At 62.5% G+C, this 25819-nt stretch carries 22 protein-coding genes; 7 read left to right on the forward strand and 15 right to left on the reverse strand.

Annotation, left to right across the window (positions count from 1 at the left end; all coding sequences use genetic code 11):
• Positions 1-91 precede the first annotated feature (91 nt).
• From PLU72_00320 to iorA, 5 genes are read right to left on the reverse strand one after another with little or no spacing between them, the layout of a single operon-like run.
• Positions 92-946 carry a metal ABC transporter permease gene (locus PLU72_00320; GenBank protein HOT26598.1) on the reverse strand — a complete coding sequence of 285 codons (855 nt, stop codon included), beginning with the start codon at positions 944-946 and terminating at the stop codon, positions 92-94.
• Positions 939-1736 (reverse strand): metal ABC transporter ATP-binding protein, encoded by a 798-nt coding sequence (locus PLU72_00325; GenBank protein ID HOT26599.1) that lies wholly within the window; start codon positions 1734-1736, stop codon positions 939-941. The genes PLU72_00320 and PLU72_00325 overlap by 8 nt, the downstream gene beginning before the upstream one ends.
• Positions 1733-2671 (reverse strand): metal ABC transporter substrate-binding protein, encoded by a 939-nt coding sequence (locus PLU72_00330; GenBank protein ID HOT26600.1) that lies wholly within the window; start codon positions 2669-2671, stop codon positions 1733-1735. The genes PLU72_00325 and PLU72_00330 overlap by 4 nt, the downstream gene beginning before the upstream one ends.
• The gene (locus PLU72_00335) at positions 2668-3249 is read right to left on the reverse strand and encodes an indolepyruvate oxidoreductase subunit beta (protein HOT26601.1); all 582 of its coding nucleotides are present in this window, start codon (positions 3247-3249) and stop codon (positions 2668-2670) included. Before PLU72_00335 ends, PLU72_00330 begins: the two co-directional genes overlap by 4 nt.
• A gap of 2 nt (positions 3250-3251) precedes the next feature.
• On the reverse strand, positions 3252-5030 hold the full coding sequence (gene iorA / locus PLU72_00340; GenBank protein HOT26602.1) for an indolepyruvate ferredoxin oxidoreductase subunit alpha: 1779 nt from the start codon (positions 5028-5030) through the stop codon (positions 3252-3254).
• A 162-nt stretch (positions 5031-5192) separates the two neighbouring features.
• On the opposite strand from iorA, the gene PLU72_00345 reads away from it, so the two are divergent.
• A complete protein-coding gene (locus PLU72_00345) occupies positions 5193-6203 on the forward strand; it encodes an NAD-dependent epimerase (GenBank protein ID HOT26603.1) in 1011 nt (336 codons plus the stop codon).
• Positions 6204-6390: 187 nt separating this feature from the next.
• On the opposite strand, the gene PLU72_00350 is transcribed toward PLU72_00345, so the two are convergent.
• Both PLU72_00350 and PLU72_00355 read right to left on the reverse strand, forming a co-directional pair.
• Positions 6391-8829, reverse strand: a complete 2439-nt coding sequence (locus PLU72_00350) for a hypothetical protein (protein HOT26604.1) — start codon at positions 8827-8829, stop codon at positions 6391-6393.
• A gap of 143 nt (positions 8830-8972) precedes the next feature.
• Positions 8973-10637, reverse strand: a complete 1665-nt coding sequence (locus tag PLU72_00355) for a hypothetical protein (GenBank protein ID HOT26605.1) — start codon at positions 10635-10637, stop codon at positions 8973-8975.
• 193 nt (positions 10638-10830) lie between these two features.
• On the opposite strand from PLU72_00355, the gene PLU72_00360 reads away from it, so the two are divergent.
• Positions 10831-12216 carry a hypothetical protein gene (locus PLU72_00360; GenBank protein HOT26606.1) on the forward strand — a complete coding sequence of 462 codons (1386 nt, stop codon included), beginning with the start codon at positions 10831-10833 and terminating at the stop codon, positions 12214-12216.
• Positions 12217-12225: 9 nt separating this feature from the next.
• On the opposite strand, the gene PLU72_00365 is transcribed toward PLU72_00360, so the two are convergent.
• Positions 12226-13818 carry a bifunctional UDP-sugar hydrolase/5'-nucleotidase gene (locus tag PLU72_00365; protein ID HOT26607.1) on the reverse strand — a complete coding sequence of 531 codons (1593 nt, stop codon included), beginning with the start codon at positions 13816-13818 and terminating at the stop codon, positions 12226-12228.
• 160 nt (positions 13819-13978) lie between these two features.
• Between PLU72_00365 and PLU72_00370 the strand changes: the two genes are divergently transcribed.
• Genes PLU72_00370 through PLU72_00390 form a run of 5 tightly spaced genes read left to right on the forward strand, consistent with a single transcriptional unit; the run spans position 13979 to position 19074 of the window.
• Complete coding sequence (locus tag PLU72_00370) at positions 13979-15979, forward strand: ATP-binding protein (protein HOT26608.1); 2001 nt, start codon at positions 13979-13981, stop codon at positions 15977-15979.
• Complete coding sequence (coaE, locus tag PLU72_00375) at positions 15972-16604, forward strand: dephospho-CoA kinase (protein ID HOT26609.1); 633 nt, start codon at positions 15972-15974, stop codon at positions 16602-16604. Before PLU72_00370 ends, coaE begins: the two co-directional genes overlap by 8 nt.
• On the forward strand, positions 16601-17326 hold the full coding sequence (locus PLU72_00380) for a hypothetical protein (GenBank protein HOT26610.1): 726 nt from the start codon (positions 16601-16603) through the stop codon (positions 17324-17326). Before coaE ends, PLU72_00380 begins: the two co-directional genes overlap by 4 nt.
• Positions 17323-18555: a fused response regulator/phosphatase gene (locus tag PLU72_00385; GenBank protein ID HOT26611.1), complete on the forward strand. Its 1233-nt coding sequence runs from the start codon at positions 17323-17325 to the stop codon at positions 18553-18555. Before PLU72_00380 ends, PLU72_00385 begins: the two co-directional genes overlap by 4 nt.
• An 18-nt stretch (positions 18556-18573) precedes the next feature.
• Positions 18574-19074 carry a molybdenum cofactor biosynthesis protein B gene (locus PLU72_00390; GenBank protein ID HOT26612.1) on the forward strand — a complete coding sequence of 167 codons (501 nt, stop codon included), beginning with the start codon at positions 18574-18576 and terminating at the stop codon, positions 19072-19074.
• A gap of 70 nt (positions 19075-19144) precedes the next feature.
• Here PLU72_00390 and PLU72_00395 read toward each other — a convergent pair whose 3' ends face one another.
• The 7 genes from PLU72_00395 to lptB form a co-directional block, all read right to left on the reverse strand.
• Positions 19145-20371: a cyclic nucleotide-binding domain-containing protein gene (locus tag PLU72_00395; protein HOT26613.1), complete on the reverse strand. Its 1227-nt coding sequence runs from the start codon at positions 20369-20371 to the stop codon at positions 19145-19147.
• Between the two features lie 56 nt (positions 20372-20427).
• A complete protein-coding gene (locus PLU72_00400) occupies positions 20428-20859 on the reverse strand; it encodes a spore germination protein GerW family protein (GenBank protein ID HOT26614.1) in 432 nt (143 codons plus the stop codon).
• A 139-nt stretch (positions 20860-20998) separates the two neighbouring features.
• Positions 20999-22258 carry a hypothetical protein gene (locus tag PLU72_00405; GenBank protein HOT26615.1) on the reverse strand — a complete coding sequence of 420 codons (1260 nt, stop codon included), beginning with the start codon at positions 22256-22258 and terminating at the stop codon, positions 20999-21001.
• Entirely contained in the window at positions 22258-23130 is an 873-nt protein-coding gene (locus PLU72_00410; protein HOT26616.1) for a YegS/Rv2252/BmrU family lipid kinase, read from the reverse strand. The genes PLU72_00405 and PLU72_00410 overlap by 1 nt, the downstream gene beginning before the upstream one ends.
• Positions 23127-23966: an MBL fold metallo-hydrolase gene (locus tag PLU72_00415; GenBank protein HOT26617.1), complete on the reverse strand. Its 840-nt coding sequence runs from the start codon at positions 23964-23966 to the stop codon at positions 23127-23129. The genes PLU72_00410 and PLU72_00415 overlap by 4 nt, the downstream gene beginning before the upstream one ends.
• Before the next feature lie 12 nt (positions 23967-23978).
• Positions 23979-24926, reverse strand: coding sequence for a DUF3084 domain-containing protein (locus PLU72_00420; protein HOT26618.1), 948 nt, complete (start codon positions 24924-24926; stop codon positions 23979-23981).
• Complete coding sequence (gene lptB / locus PLU72_00425; protein HOT26619.1) at positions 24923-25813, reverse strand: LPS export ABC transporter ATP-binding protein; 891 nt, start codon at positions 25811-25813, stop codon at positions 24923-24925. Before lptB ends, PLU72_00420 begins: the two co-directional genes overlap by 4 nt.
• Between the last annotated feature and the right edge of the window lie 6 nt (positions 25814-25819).

Below are 25819 nucleotides of genomic sequence, written 5' to 3' on the forward strand. Positions count from 1 at the left end.
AATGTCGGTATCTTCCTAAACCGCCATTCTTGGGTAAATGACCCTGAAATTTGGTATCACGTCCCCAGAATTCAAAATTTCGCGCTGTTGTCTATTTTCCGATGGCCGGACGCGCGAGAAGCGAGACCAGGAAGCAGCCCGATGCGCACAGAATCATCGCGGCGCCGGTGGCCATATCCCAGGTGAGAGAGGCCGCCAGACCCGTCAGCCCGGAGACGAGGGCGATCAGGATGGCGCACCAGACTTGGCGTCGCAGGTTGCCGGCAACATTCCGGGCGGTGGCTGATGGAATGACCAGCAGGGCGGTGACGAGCAGGATGCCGACCGCGCGGATCGAGAAGGCGACGACGAGGGCGAGAAGGGCCGCGAAGGCCGTTTCCAGCCAGGAGGTTCTGATGCCGCTGATGCGCGCGAGATGCTCGTGTAAGCTCGTGTAGACCAGTTGATTGTAGAATCTGAGCAGGAACGCGACGGTTCCGGCGAGGAGGAGGCCCGTCAGGAAAACGTCGCGGTCGCCGATCGCGAGAATGTCGCCGTAGAGAAAGCCCGGAAGCGTTTTGGCGAGGCCTTTCCGGGTGCTGATGATGGCGAGACCGAGGGCGACAGCGCTTGAAAACAGGACGCCGAGCGTGGTATCCATCGCCATTTCGCCTCTACGGCGCAACTGGATGGCCGCCATGCCGGTTCCGAGGCCGAACACGATGACGGCAAGCCAGGGATCGATGCCGAGGACGAGGCCGAGCGCGACACCGGTGAAGGCCGAGTGCGCGACGGCGTCGGAAAAAAACGCCATGCGGTACTGGACGACGAGGCTGCCGCAGAGGGCGCAGAGCGGGGTCAGCAGGAGGATCTCCAGGACGGCGCGCTGCATGAAGCCCGCCTGAAGCGACTCGAACGGGAGGAAGGCGATGAGCCGGTAGAAGGGGGCGAGGAGCGATTCAATCATGGCCGGCCTCGTGGTGCGCGTGGTCGTGGTGGTGCGTGCAGGCCTGGTGACGAGCCGGGGAGTGCTCATACAGTCCTGAATGGAGCCCGTAGATCTGGAGCAGGTTTTCCGAGGTGAGCACCTCGGGGGCCTCGCCCTGGCAGGCGATCGTGCGGTTCAGGCAGAGCACGTGCGACGCATGCTGGGAGACGACGGACAGGTCATGGCTGACCATCACGATCGTGCGATTCTGGCGCGAACTGAGCGACTCGAGCACATCGCAGAACAGATGGCCGCCGGCGATATCGACGCCGGAAACCGGTTCGTCGAGGAACAGGATTTCAGGGTCCCGGTGGAGGGCCATTGCCAGCAGAACGCGCTGCATCTCGCCGCCGGACAGCCGGCCGAGCGGCCGGTCGAGGAGGTGCCCGGCTTCGAGCCGCTCGAGCGCCGACACCGCGTTTTCACGGGCTTTTGCGGTGATGCCGACCCAGACGGGGCGTCGCTGGAATTCGAAGGCGAAGAACTCGAGAACCGTGACCGCCGCCTGCCGGTCGATCTCCAGACTTTGCGGAACGTACCCGATGCGAGGCTTGTGCGGCTTTCCTTCGGGCGTGACGAATTCAATCCGTCCGGAATACGGCCGCAGGCCGAGGATCGCCTGGAGCAGGGTCGTCTTGCCCGCGCCGTTTGGCCCGATCAGGGCGGTGATGCAGCCGCGCACGATCTGCGCGTCGATATTCTCGAGAATGGTGTTCTGGCCGGCGGTTACCGAGACGCCGGACAGAACGATGGCTGGAGTGGGATTCATCGAAGTGCGGAGGCTCCCGACGCGAGGGGAACGAGCGAGGCGGATATGGCCTTCATCGCCGACTCGAGATGGTTCGGCGCGTCGGCATCGCTGCCTTTCGTGAGGGTCTGGAGTGCAATGACGGGAATGCCGTGCTCACGGCCGAGGGCTTCGATCTCCTCCGACGCCTCGAGGGCGTCGGTGAGGATCGCGACCGGTCGCCGGTCGCGGATCGCCTGCTCGATTCCGAGCCGCGAATGGGCCGAGTGCTGATGCTCGTCGTCGAGCTCGAACCGGGCGACGATGTCAAGATTTATTGCAGAAGATATATAATCAAGAGAGCTGTGCGTCACGACGACCGGCGTCCCCGCCAGCTTTCCGGCGGCCTCCGCCCATTCCTTCCCGACTTCGGCCAGGCGGGCCCGGAGATTCTCCGCGTTTCTGCGCAAAAGCGTCGCCGAATCGGACGAAACCACGTCGCCGAGAGCGCTGGCGGCCGCGTCGACCATGGCCGATAGGCCGGCCGGCGTCGTGAACAGATGGGGATTCGGCTGGTCTCCGTGTTCCGACCGCAGGGCGGAGGAGGCCGGAGCGATGTGGCGAATGCGGGCGGCGAAGCCGGATTCCGAGAGCCGGTCGAGGAACGGCTCGAACCCGAGACCGTTGGCGAGGATGAGGTTCGCCCGGTCCAGGCCCGCCATATCCGTCGGCGTCAGGGAGTAGTGATGGGGGCAGCCGAGTTCGGCGGGCAGCAGCAGCTTCACCCGTAGCGCCGTTCCCGAGGCGAGTTCCTTCGCGATCAGATACACCGGATACACGGTGCAGACGACGCTGGGTTCGGCGGCGGACGGCTGGGCGGCCGAAGATTGAAGACCAGAGCCGGCCAGGACCACGAGCAGCGCGATGAGAAAAACGAGAGTCTGTCGTAATCCGGGCCGGCCGTGGAAGAGGGTCATGCCGAAAGGTTCCATCCGGCTTCGAACGCCTTGACGTTCAGGTCGAGCAGCTTCGCGGGGATGCGCTTCTTCAGGCCATCCTGCCAGATTTCCCGGCCGATCATCGGGAGACGCTTCGCGAGGACGCCGAGCAGGACGACGTTCAGGCATTTCGGATTTCCGAGCGACTGGGCGGCCCCGAGGGCGTCGACGGCGGAAACATTGGCGGGGAACGCCTTGATGCTGTCGGCGATGCCGGACGGGTACACGCCGTCACCGGCCGAAACCGACATCGGAAGGATTTTTTGGGTGTTCATCAGCACGATGCCGCCGGGCTTGAGAAACTCACCCCAGCGCAGGGCCTCGAGCTGCTCGAACGCGAGCAGGATGTCGGCCTCGCCGCGTCTGATCAGGGGCGAATGGATCGCCGGCCCGAACCGGACATGGCTGACGACGCTGCCGCCGCGCTGGGCCATGCCGTGGACCTCGGATTTCTTCACGTCGAAGCCGGCTTCCATGGCGCATTCGGCCAGCAGATTGCTGGCCAGCAGGGTCCCCTGGCCGCCGACGCCGCAGAGCAGAATGTTCGTGATCGTCATCGTCAGGCTCCTTTCGCCTGTGTGATCGCGCCGGGCCTGCAGGTTTTGGCGCACAGGCCGCAGTGCACGCACAGCGTCGCGTTGATGAGGGTCTTGCCGTCGGCGGGGTCGCGCTCGATGGCCGGGCAGCCGAGCTTCCAGCACTGGCCGCACTTGACGCACTTCGCGCGGTCGATCGAAACGATATGCCGTTCGGGCTTGTAGCCCTTGAGCAGAATGCAGGGGCGGCGGGTGATGATGACCGTCGGTTCGTCTTTCGCGAGCGCCGCCTTGATCTGTTCCTCGAGCGTTTTCAGGTCGAACGGGTCGACGTCGACGACGGAGGAGACGCCGGTCGCCTCGCACATCTTCTTCAAGTCGAGCGCTTTGGTCGGCTTGCCCTTCAGGGTCGTGCCGCTGGCCGGGTTGGGCTGATGGCCCGTCATTGCCGTGATCGAATTGTCCAGCACCATTGTCAGATGCCGGCCTTGGTTATATACCGTGTCGAGGAGACCGGTGATGCCCGAGTGCATGAAGGTGGACTCGCCGAGCACCGCCACCAGCTTGCCGTGAATCTTCTCTTTCATGGCTTTCTCGATGCCGAGCGCGTTCGTGACGGAGGCGCCCATACAGACGATCGTATGCATCGCATTGTGCGGCGGAAAGGCGCCGAGGCTGTAGCAACCGATGTCGCCGGTGACCGTGCAGTCCAGTTTCCGAAGAATGAAAAACACGCCGCGGTGCGGGCAGCCCGGGCAGAGGACCGGCGGCCGCTGGGGAATCGCGACCACGGGCTGTTTCACGCGTGCCGGCGGTTTCGCCGCGACGAACTCGGAAAGCGACTCATGGAGGATATCGGGATTCAGCTCGCCGCAGATCGGGATGCGATCCTTGCCGATGCAGGCGACGCCGAGCGCCCGGACCTGCTCCTCGATGATCGGCTCGTTCTCTTCTATAACGATAACTTTTTTAACCGTGGCCGCGAACTTCCGCACGAGTTCGACGGGGAGGGGGTTCGTGAAGCCGAGTTTCAAATACGATGCGTTCGGGAACACCTCGCGGGCGTGCGTGTAGCTGATGCCCGAGGTGATGATGCCGATCTCCGGATCGCCCGCTTCGATGCGGTTCCAGGGACAGTTCGCGCCCCACGCCGCCAGCTTCGCCATCCGCTCCTCCACCTTCACATGGAGACGGCGGGCGTTATGCGGCAGGACGCAGTATTTGGCCATGTCGCGTACGAACTCACGGGCCGGGGCCTCGGTTCGCGGGCCGAGCTCGACAATGCCCTCGGAATGCGAGATGCGGGTGGTGGTGCGCAGCATCACCGGCGTGTCATGTTCTTCGGAAAGCGCATACGCGGCGATCGTCATGTCGTGCGCTTCCTGGCTCGTGCTCGGCTCGAACAGCGGGAGCTTGGCCGCGCGCGCGTAATGCCGGTTGTCCTGCTCGTTCTGCGAGCTGTGCATGCCGGGATCGTCCGCCGTGACGATGACGAGTCCCGCGTTGACGCCGGTGTAGGCGACCGTGAACAGCGGGTCGGCGGCGACGTTCAGGCCGACGTGCTTCTGGGCGCAGATCGTGCGGGCCCCGCCATACGCTGCCCCGATCGCCGTTTCCATGGCCGTCTTCTCGTTGACAGACCATTGGGCGTCGATCTCGTCGTATCCGCCGCAGAATTCGAGAATCTCTGTCGACGGCGTGCCGGGATAGGCCGCGGCGAACCGCACGCCCGCCTCCCATGCGCCGCGCGCGATGGCGGCGTTTCCCGACAGGAAGGCCCTTTCCCTGGAACCAGTCTTCATCTCTTTTTTCTCCTCAGGCCCGTCGCCCGGAGCGGAGGGCGCTCGTCTGCGCGCGGGCATGTGATGCGAGCGCCGCGATTATATCACATTTTCGGGAGTTGGCTTTTTTCCGGTGTCCCTGTATCATCCCTGCATCATCACCAGACGCAGGGAGTCGGCATCATGAACGTTCTTGTCACCGGAGCCGCCGGATTCATCGGATACCACGTCAGCGAAAAACTGCTCGCCCGCGGCGACACCGTCGTCGGCTTCGACAACGTCAACGATTACTACGAGGTCTCCCTGAAGGAAGCACGCCTGGCCCGCCTGACCGGGAAGCCCGGTTTTCGCTTCGTTCGTGCCGACCTGGCCGACAAGGCCGCCGTCGATCGTCTGTTCGCCGAGCACCGCTTCGACCGCGTCATCCACCTCGCAGCCCAGGCCGGCGTGCGGTATAGTCTCGAACACCCCGAAGCCTACGTCGAGGCGAACCTGGTTGGCTTCGTGAACATCCTCGAAGCCTGCCGGCACGCGAAGATTCCTCACCTGGCCTACGCCTCGTCGAGCTCGGTCTACGGCGCCAACACGCGCATGCCATTCTCGGTCCACCACAACGTCGACCACCCCGTCTCCCTGTATGCCGCGACGAAAAAGGCCAACGAGCTGATGGCCCATACCTACTCGCATCTGTTCCGGCTCCCGACGACCGGCCTGCGGTTCTTTACCGTCTACGGCCCCTGGGGCCGCCCCGACATGGCCCTGTTCGGCTTCACGAAGAAGATCCTGGCCGGCCAGCCGATCGAGGTGTTCAACCAGGGGAAGATGCGGCGCGACTTCACCTACATCGACGACATCGTGGAAGGCGTGGTTCGCGTCTCCGATCGCATCCCCGAGCCGGACCCCGCATGGACGGGCGAGCATCCCGATCCGGGAACCAGCCTCGCGCCGTACCGCGTGTACAACATCGGAAACCACCAGCCCGTCGAGTTGCTCGAGTTCATCGGCATCATCGAGAAAAAGCTCGGCCGCACCGCCGAGAAAAAGCTGATGCCCATCCAGCCCGGCGACGTGCCCGCGACCTACGCCGACGTCTCCGACCTCCAGCGCGACGTCGGCTTCGCTCCCGCGACGCCCCTCGAAGTCGGGATCGGCCGGTTCATCGACTGGTATAGAGAATACTATAAAATCTCATGAGCCCTGCAGGCTGAAGACCACCCGTTCGCCCTGAGCTTGTCGAAGCCTGTCCTGAGCCTGCCGAAGGGGCGAAGATCTCTCGTGCTTCGGCGGGCTCAGCACGAACGGGAAGGCTGAGTTGGCTATTCCAAAGCGAAGCCCCCGGACGGCGTGCCGTTCGGGGGCTTCGTATAAGGACGTCGGGGCGCTACGCCACGAGATTCTCGCGGTAGAAGTTTTCCCAGAGTTCCTTTTCCTCGTTCAGGGTCATGAGAGCGAGGTGGTCTGTTGCGAGTTTCGCGGCGAGGTCGATCAGCGGCATCGTGGCGGCCGCCGCATCGGGAAGCTGGATGAACATCACGCCGAGCATGCGGGCGCCTTGGTTCATCGGGAAGGCGATCAGGATCGACGAGTCGATCTGGTCCTTCACCGAGGCTTTGTGGGCCGGATTGGTCTGAAGGGCCCTGAAAACGCGTTCCTCGATCGAACGCATCTCAAATTTTCGGCTCGTGTCCAGGCGCGCCAGCGGCTGGACCATACCGTCTGTATGGACGCGGAACACCGAGACGTCGGAGGCGTTCGTGAGCTTGCCGAGCGACTTGCTGAAGCTCTGGAAAGGGAGTTCGCCCTTACCGGGTGAGAGGCGCATGAGGTCCATCAGGCCGTTGATCTGGGCGTCGAGAGTCGCGATCGTCGCTTTCAGCCCCTGCCGCTGGACGGACTGATCCTGTGTGGCGATGGCGTGCTTGAGGGCGATCGCCGTCTGCGACAGGTAGTAGGTCAGGAGTGAGATCATCTTTTCGGGGTTTTCTTCGGCGCCGAACCGGTCGAACATCATCATGCCAAGCAGTTCCGACTCGTGCCGCACCGGGATGTAGGCGACCATCCGCTGGACCGGGCCGTTCGAGATCTCGAGCGTTGCGGATTTTTCCGGATGGATCTCCGCCTTGATGATGACCGGCTGGCCCTCGTTGAGGACCGGCTCGAGGATTTTCGGATTCTTGCGCGGCACGTCGAGCAGGCTGGGGGAGGCTTTCCGTGTATCGAGGATCTCGTTGAGGCGGTTCGGCGCGTTCGACGACAGGAAGATGTGCAGGCAGGCGTCGTCGAGCTTGAACAGCGCCTTGGTCCGGCGCTCGATCATCGAGACAAGCGTGTCGAGCTGGTTGCAGTTCTTCAGCAGCTCGGTGACCTCTTCCAGAATCATCTGCTTGTAAGTCAGGTCGACCGTGAGAGCGTCGTTCGAGGATTTGACGCAAGCCAGTTCCGACTTCAGGGCAGAGATGTGATTGTCCTGTTCCGACCGCTTGTTTTCGAGAAGGCGAAGCCTGTCGGTGAGATCGTCGATTTCCTGCGACCGCTCGTTGGCCTGTTTCAGGCTCTTCATCAACTGCTGGTTGATTTCTTTGCCGTCCAGGACCGATTTCTCGAGGTCGAGGCGGGTCGTGTCCAGCGCCTGTTTCAGTTCGTCGACGCGCGCCTTGAGGAAGATCGGCTCGGTCAGATCGTCGGCGATCAGCAGGATCATCGGCTGATGCTCGTTTCCCGTCATTGGCACGAGCCGGCACGAAACGGTGTGGATACTGCCCTCGCCCGATTGGATGCGGATACGTTCGATTTCCTTCACGCGGCCGCCAGTCAGGACCGACTGCATGACGTAGCCCATGCCGTACTGCCGAAACGCCGGGATTGCGTCCAGAATGTTCCGGCCCGTCAGATCGTTCGCGAACAGGCCGGAGGCACCTCGGCGGTATTTCACGACGGTGCCTTCCGCGTTGAGGATGAACCAGGCCGTCGAAATATTTTCTGCGATATTGTTCTCGGCGATGCCGTCCAGGCGACTCTGGTCGAGAAGCCGCTGGAGAAAGTAGATGCGCTCCTTGAAAATGGCGGTGAGATTGTGCGCGAGATACGTCGTGCCGAGAAACGCGACGACCATCACGGCGAAGCTGGCGACCGCCCAGCCGAGCGACATGCTCAGGTCGCCATACTCAGGACTATAGAACTTGATGTGCATCAGCGCCTTGAAATGAACGAGCAGGCACAAAACGAAGTAGGCACTGCCTGTCAGCCCGGCGTAGATCGCGCCCTTATAGAAGCCCATCACCGCGCCGGCGACGATGATCGGTATCACGGCCAGAATCATCAGCGGGCTTTCGGGCGAGCCGGTGTAGCGGACGAACAGGGTGATCATGAGGAGATCGACGATCACCTGCGTGTGCATGACGTTGTCGAGGGCCAGCAGGTTGAACCGGACGCCCCGGAACAGTTCGAGCACCATCAGATACATCGTGGTGACGAGTCTGAACAGCAGGCGAGGCAGGATCGTGACCGCGCGAGGTCCGGCGGTCTTGATCTCGCCGAGATGCCTGATCAGAAGCAGATTCAGAAGACGGCGAAGCGCCGGAACGCCGTGGCGAAGACCGACCTGGCGGGTCAGGACGGAAATATGGACCGTGAAATAGATGTTCAGGCAGGCGAGGAGACAGCAGAGGACGTAGATGGGAGCGATCTGAAAGCTCATTCCCAGGAGTCTGGTCGACAGCAGCGCAAAACCGAACAAAATCGGTATGGCTGCCCATCTCAGGGTGACGAGACCCTGCGCGATCTGGAGTTCTCTCAGACCTGAACGATTGGATTGTTCCACGGGTGTCCTCCTGCATGCCTGACGGACAGAACGTGTCCGCTATCATGTATCGGCATGGGACGACGAATCATCGAGAAAAAAATGGAAAGAACGGAAAAACGCACCCGATGCGGTCTGCCAGGCGCTGAAAACAACGTCGCAGATCAGCGGATCTCGAGGAGCTTTTCCACCTCGCGCAGATTGCGGATGGAAATGCCGGCACCGGCGAGCTTGGCGAGGAATCGCGCCAGCCCGCTCTGGGAGGCGGTGCAGAGTTTCCAGCGACCGCGAAGTTGGCTGATCTCCGAGGATTTCGCCTTCAGCAGGTGCTTCAGGCTCTCGGACGTCAGAGGAAGGCTTGTCGGTTCGGTTGCCGCGGCGATCGGCCATGCCTCGTGGACCCGGTTCAGCAGTCGATACGGGGGATAGGCGCCGACCACGGCGAGATGCATGGTCATGCTCGCGAAAAAACTGTCTGACGCATCCGGATACTCCGGCTGGAAGCATGCCGAGAGGTCGGAACGAATCGCCGTGAGGGTGGAAGTCATCTCCGAGAACGGCATGCTCCATGCGATGAGCGTTTCGCTTCCGGTCTGCTCGATGAGCTGGAGCGAAGGGATGTTGTCGTCCTCGAGGAGTTTGTTGAGCGAAGACAACTGTTCGGGCATGCTCGCGAGCGGAGCCTTGATCAGGAGTGCGGCGTCGACGAACTCGCGGTTCCCGACCGTTGCGCTGCCGATGTTGGCTATCACGATTTCCGGGCGAGTTGTCCGCTCGATCATGAATTGATTCAGCGTTTCGTCGGGGAAGATCAGGATGAGTCTACTGCTAGTGGGGGGAACGAACCGAATGGCGGGGCGTTCCGGGAGGTTCCAGCCGTTTCGCCTGGCTTGCGCAGCGATCAGGGCCGATTTGGCGAGATCGCGGCGATCGAAGGAGAGCAGCTCCACCGAGGCCGATGCGAAGCCCGTCCAGCGGGGATCGTTGGCGCGGGGAAACGTGCGGTCTTTGAGGAAGGCGTCGATGATGCGTTCCCGCTGGTCGATTTCGTGGATGGCCGCCGACGCGACGAGGACGAGAACCGTGCGGGTCGGGAGATCCCAGACGTCGAACGCGGTGGTGCCCTGGGGAAAGTTGGGCAGGGCGACGAACGATTCGCCGATATGTCGGGCCGTGAAATGAGCGTCGGGGGTGGAGGGTTCCCAGGTCAGAACGCGCGCGACCGCCGCGGAAGCGCCCGAATAGCGAAGGAAATCCTGGGGCGGGGCCAGCGGGCTGGCGTCGCCAGGCAGGATGGTCGACAATCTCGATTCAAGCCTGAACTGCGCCTCGGCGAGCGGGCCGTCGATCCAGAGCGTTGCCTTTGCCTCGTTGTCATGATACTCGCCGATGGCCGTGGCGAGCAGGAGTTCGTTGAGCTGGGGCTGGGACGGCGGGGTGAGGGGCTGTCTCAGGCCGGCCGTGATCTGGTCGAACAGGTTCCCGAGAAGAAGCTCGGCTTCCGGGGACGTCTGCGGGAGGAGCATGACGAGATGCGCCGCCGTCGGAGTTTCGATGAGGCGCCATTCGCCGCCGGCCATGCGCATCCGCTCGGCGAAGGAGTCCGCGCCCCCGGCCTTGCACACGCCGAGGAGCAGTTTCGAGATGTTCCGGGGCGAAGCCACCCCGTCGACGGTTCTGGTAGGGACGATCAATACGGCCCGGCTGATCGCTTCGGGGGTGAGGGCCGAAGCGGCCGAACCGCAGACGAACGACAGAATTCCCAGCAACCAGATCAGCGCGCGCCGGGAAAACGTCCGAAGATACTGCTCACAAGAAAGCGTTTTCATTTTCGGTGCATATTATACGATACCTCCATGGGCGGAGGTCAACACAAAAAGGCGGCGAGTTTTTTTCGGTATCAATGCGCTGCGAATGTTGCGGGAGAACGCGAGAACCGGTTACCCTTGTCCCCGATGATCTCTCCAGAACGATGATCGACCGTTCACCCTGAATCCGTCGAAGGGCGAGATGCCAGAGGCAATGATGGACTCCTATCAGATTCTCATGGCCGAATGCGGGGCCGCGCTGAGCGTGAGCGCTGTGTTCATGGCCATATTCGGGATCGCCGAACTGCTTCGGGGGTTCGACCTTGCCCCGCAGGAAGTGACCAGAAAATTCGTGCATCTCGGCGCCGGTCTTGTCTCGCTGAGCTTCGCCTATGTCTTCAAATCGCCGATTACCCTGCTGGTCATGCTGGTGGGCTTCGTCGCGGCCATGACCCTCGGAAAACGCTGGCATCTGATGACGGCGGTTCACGGCGTCGATCGTCGGTCAGCCGGCGATCTCCTGCATCCGCTTGCGATTTTCATCACGTATCTTTTCGCCACCAGGTTCGACAAGCCGCATTTCTATGCGATCGCGATCGCCGTACTCTCGGTCTCGGATTCGCTTGCGGCTCTCATCGGGAAATCGTACGGATTCAAGCTGTATGAAGTCGAGGAAGACAGGAAGAGCGTCGAAGGCTCGATCATCTTCTTCCTGTCGACGTTTCTGATCGTCCATCTCACCCTGCTGCTGGCCACGGATATCGACCGCACGGGAAGCGTGCTCGCGGCCCTTCTGATCGCCATTCTGGCGACCGCGTTCGAAGCCGTTGCGCTCGACGGGGCTGACAACCTGGTCGTGCCCGTCGGAACGTTGTTCGTGCTGATGAAGATCACGCGCCAGTCGATTCCCGAGATGGCGTTTCAGAACTGCCTCATGGGCATCATTTATTTCACGACGTATCTTATCGCGCGGCCCTCGGAAAAGCTCGGTTCGTCGGGCATCATCGGTATCGCGCTTGCCGGATACGCCGCCTGGAGCCTTGTCACCTGGGATTGGTATATCCCCATTCTCATCGCGACGCTTCTTCTTTCCTGGGTCGATGTGTTCCTCGAGCGACCCGGGCAGCAGACCGAGTTGCACCGCATCAGGCCGGTCTTTTATACCTTCATCACGTCGTTTCTCTGGGTGCTCGGGGCGAACATGGAGTTCGGCACCGGCACGGACCATTTCTACGTGGTTCCCTATCTGGTCAGCATTGCAGGCAATCTGAGCGTCCGATGGTCCTGGTATCAGCGAACGCATCCCGACGGAAGCGGGTCGCGGCTTCCCCGGCGACTCGTTCTTGCCTGGCCGGTCGGACGGGCCGCGATCCTCGCCCTGGTATTCCTCCCGGTTCATCTCCTAGGCGGATTCGGTCTGAACGTCGCTTTTTCGACGACGACCTTCATCGCCGGAACCTGGCTCACCGACCGTCTGTATTGGGCCATTGGCCGTTCCCGGCTCGAGACGTGGGACCGAAAGGCGTTTCTACGCATGGGAATGGCGGTCGTTCTCGTCTCGTCGGCCGCCGTCTATGCGGCAAATCTCTGGTATTACTGAGACGCGGGTTCAGTCGTAGGTCGGAACGAACGAATCGGCGTTGACGAGTCTGATCGGCGATGGGACGGCGGGCATCGTGATGACGGGATGCCGTCGTATGTAGTCCAGGAATGCCTCGCGGTAAAAGTAGCCGTCGTCCTTGCTGTTCGTGGCATCCTTGAACAGCACGTTCCCGTGCTGGTTCCCGTCCGAAAGATAGGAGATCGTGGCCACGCGGTAGGTGTTCCCCGCTTCGACCGGTCTGCCGGCGATCTTCAGATCGGTGACCACGCGGTTCTCGAGGTCGAACGTGCATGTGACGCCGCTGTACTGAAACCCGGAAATCGCACCGTAGTGCCTGCAGAGGTAGTCGAACATGGCGATGAGGCTTCGGCCGTCCATCGTGAGTGTGACGACGGTGTTGTCGAAAGGAAGCATGCTGAAGATGCGGCCGAGCGTAATCGGGCCTCTGGGCAGGATTTCCCGAATGCAGCCGGAATTGACGATCGCCATGTCGGCGCCGGTGAACTCGACGAGGCTTTGCGCGACGAGGGAGCCGAGCGGCAGAGTGTCGAGATGTTTTCGCTTTTCCGGATACAGGAATTCGACGTCGCTCCTGCCGACGATCTGCGACGTTCGCGCCCTGATCATTTCGTCATACGATTCGACGAGGCGATGAACCGGCGAATCCAGCGGCACGGTGATGGAGGCGGTGACCGGGATCAGCCTGCCCTCCGCGCCGGTGACGGTTCTGTCGTCGGCCAGCCGCAGATCGAGGCGGCCGAGAAAGACGCCCCATTTGAAGGCCTGGACGACAACGGTCCCGGCTCCCTTGCCCGTCGACGGGGGCACGACCGTCGGCTCGCTCCTGACGACGGTCGGCGTTTCGAGGTAGGTGTTCGTGTGGCCGCCGATGATCACGTCGATGCCCGAAACCTGCGAGGCGAGAGCCAGGTCATGCTCGTAGCCGGAATGCGAGAGGAGGACGAACAGGTCGGTGCGTGGTCCGAGCTCCGCGACCAGCGATGCGACCGCGGAAGCCGGCTCGATCAGGCGCATCCCGGCGCGGTTCGTCACCGAGATCACATCCCATGCGGCATTGCCGATGACGCCTGCAACGCCGATGGAAAGCCCGTTTCGCTCGATGATCCGGTAAGGCGGGAAGACGAGGGCGCCGCTCGAGGCGTTCACGACGTTCGCGCACAGGAGCGGAAACGAGGCGTGCCTGTACTGTTCGAGGAGGTTCCCGAGACCGTCGTCGAATTCGTGATTGCCGAGGGTCGTCGCATCGTATCCGCACAGGGAGTAGGCTTCGAGGTCCGTTTTTCCCTTGAAATACGAGTAGAACGGCGTTCCCTGGAAAATGTCGCCGCCGTCGAGCAGCAGCACGCACGACTCGCTCGCCCGGATCGACCGGATGAGTTCGTGCCTGCGCGCAATGCCGCCGACCTGCTTCCCGAAGTCGGGTATGTCGGCCGGCAGCAGGTGCGAGTGATGGTCGTTCGTGTAAAGAATCGTCACCGTCTTTCCTTCCGCGAATGCGTCTGACGCAATTCCGAAGACGGCAAAAATATATACTATAAAAAATATAAAAGGCGATTTCCGGGTGGAAACGGTTGCCATCGGGTTCTCCCCTTCCGGATGATGACGAAGTATACCACACGACCGCGTCGGGTCGCGAACCCGCCGGTCGAATTTCCAATCGCGCGGGGACGTCGGATGTGATACCCTGATCTTGCACCGCAACGGATTCCATCTCTCGAACGAGGCACGTGTTCAGCCCATGAGCAGTGAAAAGCCGGTCATCGCGATCTCGCTCCTCCGGGAGATCGCCCAGGCCATTTCCCATCTCAGCCCTGACCGCGCGATGCGGTTCCTCGTCGACAGCGCGGTCGCGGTCACCGAGTCCCGCGGCGGCGTCCTCCTGACTCCGCACGAGAAACTGCGCGAGATGGTGCCGATGATCGAGAGCCTTCAGCACGAACAGGACCGGCCCGCCTGGTCCGCCGTGTTTCTCGGCGCCTGCTACAAGACGTTCCTCAACGGGATCATGGAACGCTACTCCCGCGAGCGCCCCCTGCCGGTCGATCTCTCACCGAGTCCGAACGCCGGGTCGGCGCTCATCATGCCCGTCAAACTCGCGGGCAAGCCGGTCGCCCTCCTGTTCATCTTCCGGCACCCCGAGGACGGGGAGTTCACGCCCGAGCACCAGAGTTTTCTCGAGATCCTGACGCCGTTTTTGGGCTCGCTTCTCGAAAATTTCCGGCTGCATACCGAGATGATTCACAAAAACTCGCGTCTCTCGGCCCTTTACGACATCTCCCAGCGGACCGAGTCGATGATCGATCTGCGCGACGTCTACGACGCCCTGGGAAAGGTCATCAAGAGTTTCATCGACTTCGACGCCTACCTGCTGTACCTGCTGAGCCCCGACGGCACGATGCTCGAGGCCCGCTCGACCGCTCCGAACGCCCCGTACCCCATCCGGATCGCGGTGGGCGAGGGCCAGATCGGAAAGGCGGCCCGGGAACAAAAACCGTATCTCACATATACTGAAGAATATAAATCTGTTCTTATTCTTCCCGTCGTCGTCTCGGGAAAACTGATGGGCGTCGTCACGGTCGCGAGCCGAAAATCCTACGCCTATCGCGACGAAGACATCATCGGCCTGCGGATCATTACGACACAGATCGCCTCGATCGATCACCTGTTCCGCGATCTCCTCAGGCTGCGCGGCTTCACGCAGCACATCCTCGAGTCCATGACGTCGGGCGTCCTCATTTTCGACAACAACGGCGTCGTCACCTTCGCGAACCACGAGATGACGCGCATTCTCGACCGGCCCGTTCCCGAGAACTGGACGGCGGCGAAGGGCGGGGACGTCATGCCCCCGCCGCTGCTCGCGCTGATCGCCGAGGTGCTCGAAAACAAGATCACCCTCGAAAACAGCAAGGTCCGCCTGGAGCACGTCTCTCCGCCGTGCATCCTCGAAGTGCATGCGTTCCCCTTCCGCGACGAACAGGGCATTCTCGGGACGGCGTTCTTCTGCAAGGACGTCACGCAGGTTTCGCGTCTCGAGGAACAGTTGAAGCGTGCCGACAGGCTTTCCGCCCTCGGCGTGCTGGCCGCGGGCGTCGCGCACGAGATCCGCAACCCCCTCACGGGCATGAAAATGATCGTCCAGCTGCTCGCGGCAGACCTGGGCACGGAAGACCCGAAGCGCGAACCCCTTTCCATCATCCAGAACGAGATCGACCGGCTCGAGCGCATTATCGCCAATCTTCTCGATTTCGCACGGCCCAGCAAGCCCAAGGAGATCCCGATCGACCTTCGCGATATCCTCAACGCTTGTCTCCTGTTGATTCACAACCAGATCAACAAGGCCGGCCTCACCCTCGAAACGCATTTTCCGAAAGATCTTCCGACCGTCATCGGCGATCCCGACCAGCTCAAACAGGTGTTTCTCAACATCCTGACCAACGCGGTTCACGCGACGAAGCCGGAAGGAAAACTCGACGTGCTCATCGAACCCCGGCCGGAAGGGCTGGTGGCGGCGGTTCGCGACACCGGCTGCGGCATCCCCGCAGGGAAACTTCGGACGATTTTCGACCCCTTCATGACGACGAAGGAGGACGGAACCGGTCTTGGCCTTTCCGTCGCCCTGCGCATCGTCGAAGAGCACGGCGGCCGCATCGACGTCGACAGCGTCGAAGGGCAGGGAACGACGTTCTCCGTCTGCCTGCCCCTGCCGCCCCAGGCGAACGGAGCGTCGACGAATGCATGATCCGCGGTTTCCCGTCTGGGGCATCACCGGCCCGATCGGAGCCGGCAAGACGACGCTGGCGGAGATCCTCGCCCGGTCGGGCGCGATGAATCTCGAAGTCGATCGGATCGGGCACGCGCTTCTCGGACGCAAAGAGGTGCAGGAACGTCTCATCCGGGCGTTCGGCGACACGATCGTGACCGATGCCGGAATCGATCGGCGGCGGCTGGGCGAGCTGGCGTTCGCATCATCCGAAGCGACGGCCCGATTGAACCGAATCATGCACCCGGCCATGATCGATGACGTGGAGCGGATTCTCCGCGACGAGCGCGAACGGGGAACGCCGCTCGTTCTGTTGAACGCCGCTCTCCTGTACACCATGGGACTCGATCGGCTCTGCAGAGTCGTCCTCTACGTTCGCGCGGCCGACGCCATCCGCCTCGACCGGATCGTGTCGACCCGCGGACTGCCCGTCGAGTCGGCCCGGGCACGCCTCCTTGCGCAGGACCGCGAGCCTGTGGATGACGGGCGCGTGATTTTCTGCGACAATGAAACGTCCGTCAGCGATCTCGAATGCTGGGTGAAAGCCCGTCTGGGGCCGTTGCTTCCCGAGAAAATGAAGAGTTCCATGGAGAAGACCGTATGAAAGCCGAACATCGTCATGATGACCTCGTGAAGGCGCTGGATGCAATTTCTGGCGTGACGGCGGTTCCTCACTGCCTCCTGCCGATGCTCGCGGCGCAGACCCTGTTCGTGCCGGCCGGTTGCTCCGACCCGGAGGGGGGAGCGCTCTGGATCTATACCGCTCCCGGCCTGAACTCGTTGAAGGAGCCTGCCGGCGAATACGCGGATATGACGATGGCTGAAATTCTCGCCCGAATGGATCGGGAGGGAAAGGGGAGCCTGGTCGTCGACCCGGGCCTCCCGCATCAGCTCCCGATCCGGGGAGAAGACCTCGAGGTTCTCCGCACGCAGGTTGAGACTTCGGGACGGCGGGGTGGCGGCTCCGAGTCCGTGGAGTGTGCGACCGGCAGCGAGTTGGCGCTGGCTGCCCCCGAACCTCTTCCGCCCGCCTCCTTCCTCGATGCGCTGAAGACGGCGTTGCGCTCGGGGGGCAGGTTCAAACGTGCCTGGCTATTCGAGGCGCTTTTTCCGGGCCAGAAAAATGGGGAACTCTGCATCGGCGTCGAGCCGCTTCCAGAGACCGATCTCGCCGCTCTCGAGCGCTGTCTCGGCGATGCCGCCCAGAAACATGCCGGCCAGGTGGCGGATCGCGGAAGTCTCGCGTTTTTGCCCCTCCAGGATGCCGAATTGATCGACATCGTGGCGAGTATCGGCCTGCTTCTCGACGAGGGAGACCGCCGATGAGCGTTCCGCAGAGCCGGCAGGAAAACGCCACGCGCACGGCCGTCATCTGTATCGCGCAGTATCATATTGCATCCACCCTGTCGGACCAGGTGATGGCGGCCGGATATGCCGTACAGCTCGAGAATCCGGGGGAGGGGCTGTACGAGAGAATCGTCAGACACAGTCCCGGCCTGGTCGTCTTCGACGGCGAGGCCGACCTGGAGGCGTCGCTCAGGATCGCGCGCCGGCTCGAGCAACTCTGGGTTCATCGCATCGTTGCGATCGGCCAGGAGACGATGGACAGGCTGCCGGCCACCTGGCTCAACGATTTCGACGATATTCTTCCCATGCCCATACGGCCTGCGGAACTCCAGGCGCGCCTGGCCGTCGCTGACCGGCTGTACAAGCTCGAAAATAAACTTCGCCGGAGCAACAGCCGCGTCGAGGAGGCGGACAGGATCATCGCGCGGGGCAACCGCCAGATGCTGCAGGACCAGTACGCCGTGGCGAAAATCCAGACTGCGCTGCTCCCCAGTTCGCTGCCGGCGATCTCGGAGGCGGAATTCGCCTGGACGTACAAGCCCCGCGCGGAAGTGGCAGGCGACGGCCTCAACGTGTTCCGTCTCGACGAGGCGCACGTTGGCTTCTACGTGCTCGACGTTTCGGGAAGCGGCACGCCGGCCGCCTTGCTGTCGGTGCTTCTGAGCCGCCAGATTTCACCGTTTCCCGTCCAATCGACGCTCCTGAAAAGTCTCGTGAAGGAAGCGCCGGGATACAGGCTGAATCCCCCGTCGGAAGTCCTGAGCGAGTTGAACCGGACGTTCCCGTTCGATTCCGAACGCATTCAATTCTTCACGATGTTTTATGGAATCCTCAATGTCAAGACGGGCAACCTCCGATACGCCGTCGCCGGACACCCTCTGCCGGTGCTGACGCATGCCGGCATGCCTCCCCGATACCTCATCGGCGGCGGGTATCCCATCGGCTTCGTCGATGATGCCGTCTACGAAGAGCACCAGATCGACCTGTGCCATGGCGACCGGCTTTTCGTCTTCACCGACGGCCTCAGCGAGGCCCGCGACGAGAGCGGCCGCCAGTTCGGCCCCTTCGCCATGCTCCAGACCCTTGGCGGCATCGACTCGTGCGATCTGAAGGACAGCGTGCTGAAGCTCATGTCCGCGGCGGAAGCCTGGTGCGGGAAGGCCGGTTTCCATGACGACGTATCCCTGCTGGCCGTCGGCCTGCGGTGAACCCGGGAACGAACATCGATGTCGCATCATGACCACGAGGCGGAAGCGCCGAAATCCCTTTCTCTGGGCGTTCTGACGCTGTCGGACACGAGAGGGGTGGCGGAAGACCGGTCCGGAGCGTTGCTGAAGGACCTATTGTCGGGCGCCGGCCATCACATCGATGCGTACGCGGTCATCCGCGAAGATCCCGGGCTTATCGAGGCGACGCTGATCGAGTGGCTCTCAAAGCCTCTCGACGCGATCGTCACGAACGGCGGGACCGGCCTCACCTCGCGCGACGGGACGATCGAGGTCGCCCGCCGCCTGATGCAGAAGGAACTCGAAGGATTCGGCGAACTCTTCCGTTTTCTTTCCTTCCAGCAGATCGGCCCCGCAGGAATGCTCAGCCGCTCGACCGCCGGACTGGCTTCGGGGAAGATCCTCGTCTGCCTTCCCGGCTCGACCAAGGCCGTCAGGCTGGCGGCGGTCAGGCTTCTCATCCCGGAGCTGCCCCACATGGTCAGAGAAGCTCGGCGTTGAAAATAATACATCAATTACAATAAAACAAGCCGGCGCCTCAGGGCGCCGGCCTGTTCCGTGAAGACGGGGATCAGGAACCGAACAGTCCCTTCAGTTTCCCAAGGAGGCCGCCGGACCCCGCGTCCGTCAATTTCTTGCCGGAGATCGCTTCCATCAGCTTCAGCAGGTCGGTCCGGTACACCGAGGCGTCGTCGGATTCGTAGATCGTCTTGCGGTTGTCGATCAGACGACTGACCGCACCGCCGTCGTCGTGAATGGTGAAATCGACCTTGTGCTTGAGGACGTTTCCGACTTCGGTTGTCGGGATGGCGCCGGCGCTGCCCTCGCGGTTGACGATGAGCTTGATCTTGTCCGGCGGATACTTCAGGTTGTCCATGACCTTCAGGCAAATGTGCATGTTCTTGATGTGATTGGCGTTCGGAAGCATCACCATGAAAATATAATCTGAAATATCCATGGCGTTGATCGTCAGGTCCTGGAAGAAGGAGTGGAGATCCAGGATGATCCAGTCGAAATGTTTGCGCACGAGATCAAGAAGGGATCGCAGGTGGCTCGAGTTGATCATTTCCGACTGCTCGGGCTTGACCGGAGCCGCCAAGACCGAGAAGCCCACGGGATGCTGCACGAAATAGTCCTTCAGCACGTCGATGTTGTCGGTCGGGTTGTCGACGAGGTCTGCGATGGTGCGTTTCTGGTTGAGCCCGAGCATGAAGGCCATGTCGCCGAACTGGAGTTCGAGATCGACGACGAGGACTTTCTCGCCGGCGACCTTCGTGAGGCCCGACGCCAGGTTCGCCGCCAGCACGCTCTTTCCGGCTCCGCTCTTCGGGCTGAACAGGGAGATGATCTTGGCGTGCTTCTCCTCGACGGGTTTTTCCCCGGCGGTGCTGCGAAGACGACGCGACAGCGCCGTCATAATGCGCAGGGAGATGAACGAGTTCAGCCGCAGCAGCATGTCGAAGTCGGTCTTCGAGATGACGAGAAGCGTGCAGATGTCGCTGGTGCGGATGGTGGCCGAGCGGGGGGCGCCTTCGATCAGGGCCATTTCCCCAAAGAAATTGTTCTTGTCGCTGGCCTTGATCGTGTTGACGACCTTGTCTTCGCCGTTTTCCTTCTTCAGGATCTCGACGACGCCCTCCTTGATCAGGTAGAACGCGTCTCCGATGTCACCTTCCTTGAAAAGCACCGTTCCCTTCGGAAACGAGCGTTCCTTCACGACCTCGGAAATCTTCTTGAGATCCGATTCTTCCAGTCCTTCGAATAGAGCTATCGAGTTCAGCAGACTGATATGACTCACTTCCTCTCGTGGAAATTATCGCTGCCCGGAGCTTCAGCCGGCGAGCGAAGGTTTCTTCATGGTGTCTTCGGCGTTTCGGCCGCCGGCTTCGATGCCGCGTCCGCCGCCGGTTTTTCCTGCGTCTTCGGGGCTGTGCCGGCGGTATCGCCGATGCCCATCAGGCGGTTGTAGATTTTCTCGGCGGTTTCGACGTTGAGCAGCTTTTCCCAGACGGTGTCCTTGCCCTTGAGGGAAATGAGTTTCACCTCGGTGGGATTCACCGCGATGAAGGCCATCGGCTCGATGGTCGCGCCGCCGCCCGAGCCGCCGCCGAACGCGTTCGACTCTTTCTTGCCCTCGCCGCCGCCCGCGCCGAACCCGAAGGAGACCTTGGTGACGGGAATGACCGTCCAGTTCTGCACCGTGATCGGCTCGCCGACGACCGTCTTCGAGTTGATCGCGACCTGCAGCTCCGACAGCACCGTCTTGATGAGTGAATCGATACTCATGGATCTACCTCCGAGAATGGGTGAGCACATCTTACCAGAGTTGCCCCGTTTTGTGAAACAAGATCGTGAAAACCTCAATTCCGGATTCTATCTGCGACATCTGCTGCATCCCATTCCTCTTGGGATTGGTTCTCCTGTATCACGCTTTCGTCTTTGAGCGGGCTTTGTGCCAGTGCCAGAGGTCGCGGAGGGCTTTCCAGAAATCGAGGGTCGTCAGCAGGACGAGCCAGGCCCAGAGGATGCGCCAGGGCTGGATGAGGATGCCGCCGTCGACGAGAACGTGCAGGGTTGGTCCCGTGAAGACGGGGATCGGTTCGAAACGGACGGAGAACGGGACCAGAAGGCCCGCGAAGGGGGCCGCGAGGCCCTGGGTCATTCCCGTGAGATGGGCTTCGGTGAGGCCGTAGCGGACGCGGCAGACGGAGGGGCGCAGGTGAACGCCGTTCCAGTGATCGGCCGCCAGTCGCTTCAGCAACGGGGAAGCGCGTCGCCAGCCTTTCATGCCGAGCTTCAGCCAGGTTTTTGCCGTGCGCCAGCCCTCGGCCGCGCGGCGCCGCAGTCGCCGCAGGTCGGTGCGGATTCTGTCGCCAAAGGGCTTTTCGCGTGAGGGAGATTCTTCTTCCTGCGTCGTATGCGGAGATGCAGGCTCGAAACGAGGGGAGGCGGCTGAGGTCTCGGAAGAAGGGGATACGGACTCTTCCTCGCTGAAGGGGGACACCGGCGCGGATGGCGCCTTTTCCGGAGGTTCCTGGTGTGGGCGTGGAGCTGCCGTTGTCGCCGGTTTCTCAGCGGCGGCCGGAGAAACGGAGAGGACCGGCTCGGCGGCCTTCTCTTCGACGCTCTGCGGCATGTCGTCCTTCGGTGACGCGGTACTGTCTGCTGATTTCATGGGTGGGGGCTGAGGAGGAGCCGCAGGGCGGACAGGAGGGGCCGATGGAGCTTCGGCCTTCTCGGCTGGAACCGGTGCGGCGGTCGAGAAGGTTGGGGTCGGGGCAGGGGAGGGTGGTGGCGGGGCAGCAGGGGACGAGGGCGATTTGCGCTCGGGGCGGGGCGGCCTGCCGCCGGCGATCCGCCAGGACCAGCGCCAGAAGCCGATGCGGACGTTCCGGGCACGCCTGTCGAGGCCGGCGTCGAGCCAGAGAAGGCCGAACAGGTGGGTGAACCTGACGTGACCCCGCTGGCCGGCGGGCGTTCCCCGGAGACGGAGCATGAAGGTGAGAGGGTGGAGGAGGAAAAAAGCCGAAACCACCAGGGTCGCCGCAAGTGCAATCTTGAACAGCAGCCACCCGATGCCGAACGCGGCCCCGGCGAAAGCAATAAACTGTTCAATGTATATCAGATAACATATAATGGCGGCGCATATCGCAGCGACCGGCAGCGCGATGTCTCTGGCCGTCATCACGGAACCACCATCGCGAGATCCGCGCGGCCGGCTTCGACCACCGCCCGCGTCACGGCCGGCAGGACCTCGCCGTCGAGCTGGACGCCGACCGGTTCGGGGCATTCTATCTCGATTCGGCGGCCCGTCGCCCGGCAGGCAGCATCCGGCGGCGGGCCGCGGCCCGTTTTGGCGCCCCAGAGGCCCTTCAACAGAGGTCTCAGCGAGAGGCTCTCGAACAGGACGAGGTCGATCACGCCGTCGTCGGGGCGGGCCGCCGGCGCGAAAAACAGGTTGCCGCCGTACCGGCGGAGATTCGCGCAGAGAAGGTATGCCCCGGTGCGCCACTCCGCGCCGTCGACCCGCACGCGGAGGGTCGGAGGCCGGTAAAACGGATACCGCAGGGCCGTTTCGAGGTGAAACGCGTACTGGCCGAGCAGGCGCTTCGACCGCGCCGGAACGTGGCCGGCGACGTGGGCGTCGAACCCGAAGCCGGCCGACATGAGAAAACGTCTGCCGTTCATGCGCCCGGTGTCGAGCCGCTGAACCGTGCCGGTCAGGAGGAGTTTGGCGGCTTCCCGCAGGTTGAGAGGGATGCCGAGCTCCTTGGCGACGACGTTTGCCGTGCCTGCCGGCAGAAGGCCGATCACCCCCGCGGAGGGAAACTCGGCGATCGCTTCGAACAGCGTGCCGTCGCCGCCGCAGACGGCGACGAGCGTGTCGGGATCGCTTCCGTGACGGCGGGCGAGTTCGGTCGCGTGGCCGGGCCGTTCGGTCCAGACGAGTTCGGTGGGAACATGCGCCGAAAGAAGGTCGACGGCCGCCCGCAATCCAGCCTGATCCCGTCCCCGGGCGCCGGGATTGGCTATCAGGACGACGTTGCGGAGACTCATGAAATCTCTACGGCGTGCGGATCGTCCAGGTCGCCGGCGATGACGCAGGGGCGCGCGGCGACGTCATGGTTGAAAACCACGATGGTTTTCGTGTTCAGCACCTGGTCGATGAACCGCTGACGCGACCGGAGGCTTTCCAGCGGACGGATATCGAACGCCGACTGCCAGATCGCGTTGAGATGGCAGGAGGTCGGGCAGAGGTCGGCGGGCCAGGCGAACTGTTGTTCGCCGCTCTGGAGGAAAACCATCTGATGGTGGGCGGTGTGTCCACCCGTGACTTTCAGCAGCACGCCCGGAAGAATTTCTACGTCGCCGCTGATCAGTTCGAGGCGGCCTGTCTCCTGCAACGGGATCACGGCATGCGGCAGATACGACATGCGCGTTCGTTCGTTCGGCCTGCAGGCATCGTTCCATTCGCCGACCTGGACGATGTGGCGGGCCTGCGGAAAAACGGGCACGCAGTCGCGACGGTCGTCGGTGAAGCGGGTCGCGCCGCCGACGTGATCGAAATGGAGGTGCGTGAGGACGAGATGCGTGACGTCGGACGTGGTGAGCCCGAACGGCGCCAGCCGCTCTTCCCAGGACGTCTGCCGGGTGATCTCGCCGTATTCGCGCTGTCTGTGGGTGAGCTTGTCGCCGATGCCGGCATCGACGAGAAGGACGAAATCCTTTCCGCGCACGAGCAGCTGGTGAAGGCCGAGGGTGACCCTATTCTGGGCGTCGGGGGTCATGCGCTTTTCCCAGAGTGCCTTCGGGATCATGCCGAACACGGCGCCGCCGTCGAGTTTTCGCGTGCCTTCCGTCAGAATCGAAATGTCGAACTCGCCCAGATGCATGAGAGCCTCCCGTCAATCGCTGCCTGATTCTTCTTCGATCCGGAATGAGACGTTGAGAGGGCCGATCGCGTACGTATCCTCCTTGACGACGGCGATCAGATTCAACCGGCGGCCGAGGCTGCGAATCTGGTTCACCATGTCGAAAAACGAGAGCATCGACTCGGAGGAGAGATTGCCGAACCGCCCGGTGAGCGGATTGTCGATCATTCCTGCGCGCACGACCTCATGGTTGATCTCATCCATGAAGTCCTGGATGGTTCTGGCGATTTCCGTCCGGTCGCGCGAGCCGTCCACCTCGAGTGACGCGATCTCCTGGCCGGCCTTGAAGATGAGACTGTTGGGCCGGACGATGAACTTGACCTTGCCCAGCGACTCGCCGACGGCGATGTTTTCGTCCGCGATCGCGCCCACGACGATGTCCGCCGGGGACGTGGCGATCAGGTCCGCCATCCTGTCGATCTGCGCATCGTTGTCCGCGAAAAAGGAGGAACCGTCCTTCACGATGAGGCCGCGCGAGCGGGCCTTGTCCGACAGCTCGCGCACGAACGAGGCGAGATCCGCTCGCACATCGGAGGCGCGGCGGCCGCTGGGGAAGACGCGGGCGAAGATCGGCTCGTTCTTCCGGAAGACCACAATCTCCTGCTCCTTCGAGCGCATTCGCGTCTGGAGATCCTGGATTTCGTCCGAGAGCCGCTTTCGCTCGGTTTTGAGTGTCTCGACGTCCTTCGTCAGCTCCTGGACTGAGAACAGGGCGATCTTGACGCTGTCGGACATGATGGCTGCGACGGTCAGGGTGAGGAGGGTGATGGACATGCCGGTGCCGACCGCGACGACAAGCGCCGTCACGCGCGGACGAAGGCCGAGGACGCTGAGACGCCGCTTCCCGACGAGCGTTCCAAGGTAGTCGCCGATATAGGCGATGACGCCGCTCACGACGAGGAGGACGAGCGTGTAGATCACTGCTGCGGCCGCTCTTTCTCGATCTGGTCGAGCTGGAATCGTTCGCCCAGATAGAATTTGCGCGCCGTCTCGTCGTTCGCGACGTATTCGGCGGTGCCCGAGACGAGAATCCGGCCGAGATTCATGATGTAGGCGCGGTCGACGATCGCGAGCGTCTCGCGCACGTTGTGGTCGGTGATAAGCAGGCCCAGGCCCTTGCGCTGGAGTTGGAGCACGATCGACTGGATGTCCTGGACGGCGATCGGATCGACGCCGGCGAACGGCTCGTCGAGGAGGATGAAGCTGGGCTCGGCAGCGAGCGCGCGCGCGATCTCGACGCGCCGACGCTCGCCCCCGGAGAGGGCGTAGCCCATGCTGTCGACGATTTTATGAATGTGGAGTTCCTGGATCAGGTAATCGAACCGTCGCTGCCGCTCTTCCTGCGGGATGTCGATGTTTTCGAGAATGAGCCAGATGTTCTGCCGGACGGTCAGCTTGCGGAAGACGGAGGCTTCCTGGGGCAGATACCCGATGCCGCGGCGCGCGCGCCTGTACATGGGCATCTGGGAAATATCCCGGTTGTTATACTGAATGACGCCCGAATCCGGCTTGACCAGCCCCGTCACCATGTAGAAGGAGGTCGTCTTGCCGGCGCCGTTCGGGCCCAGCAGACCCACGATCTCGCCCTTGCGGATGTAGAAAGAGACGTCATCGACGACCTTGCGGCCGCCGTAGGATTTGCAGAGGTTGCAGGCGCGGATCTCGTCACGGCCGTCGGGGGCGGGGGAGCCTTCGGCCCCGCGGTTTTCCTGCACCGGGGCCGGCGCCGCCGAAGAAACGGCGGAATCCCGTGAAACACCGGCCGGATCGACGTCTGGGGTGGGGAAGAGCGACTGGGTGTGTTTCATCGGAGG

This window comes from Candidatus Ozemobacteraceae bacterium, from assembly GCA_035373905.1.
Taxonomy (GTDB): Bacteria; Muiribacteriota; Ozemobacteria; order Ozemobacterales; family Ozemobacteraceae; genus MWAR01.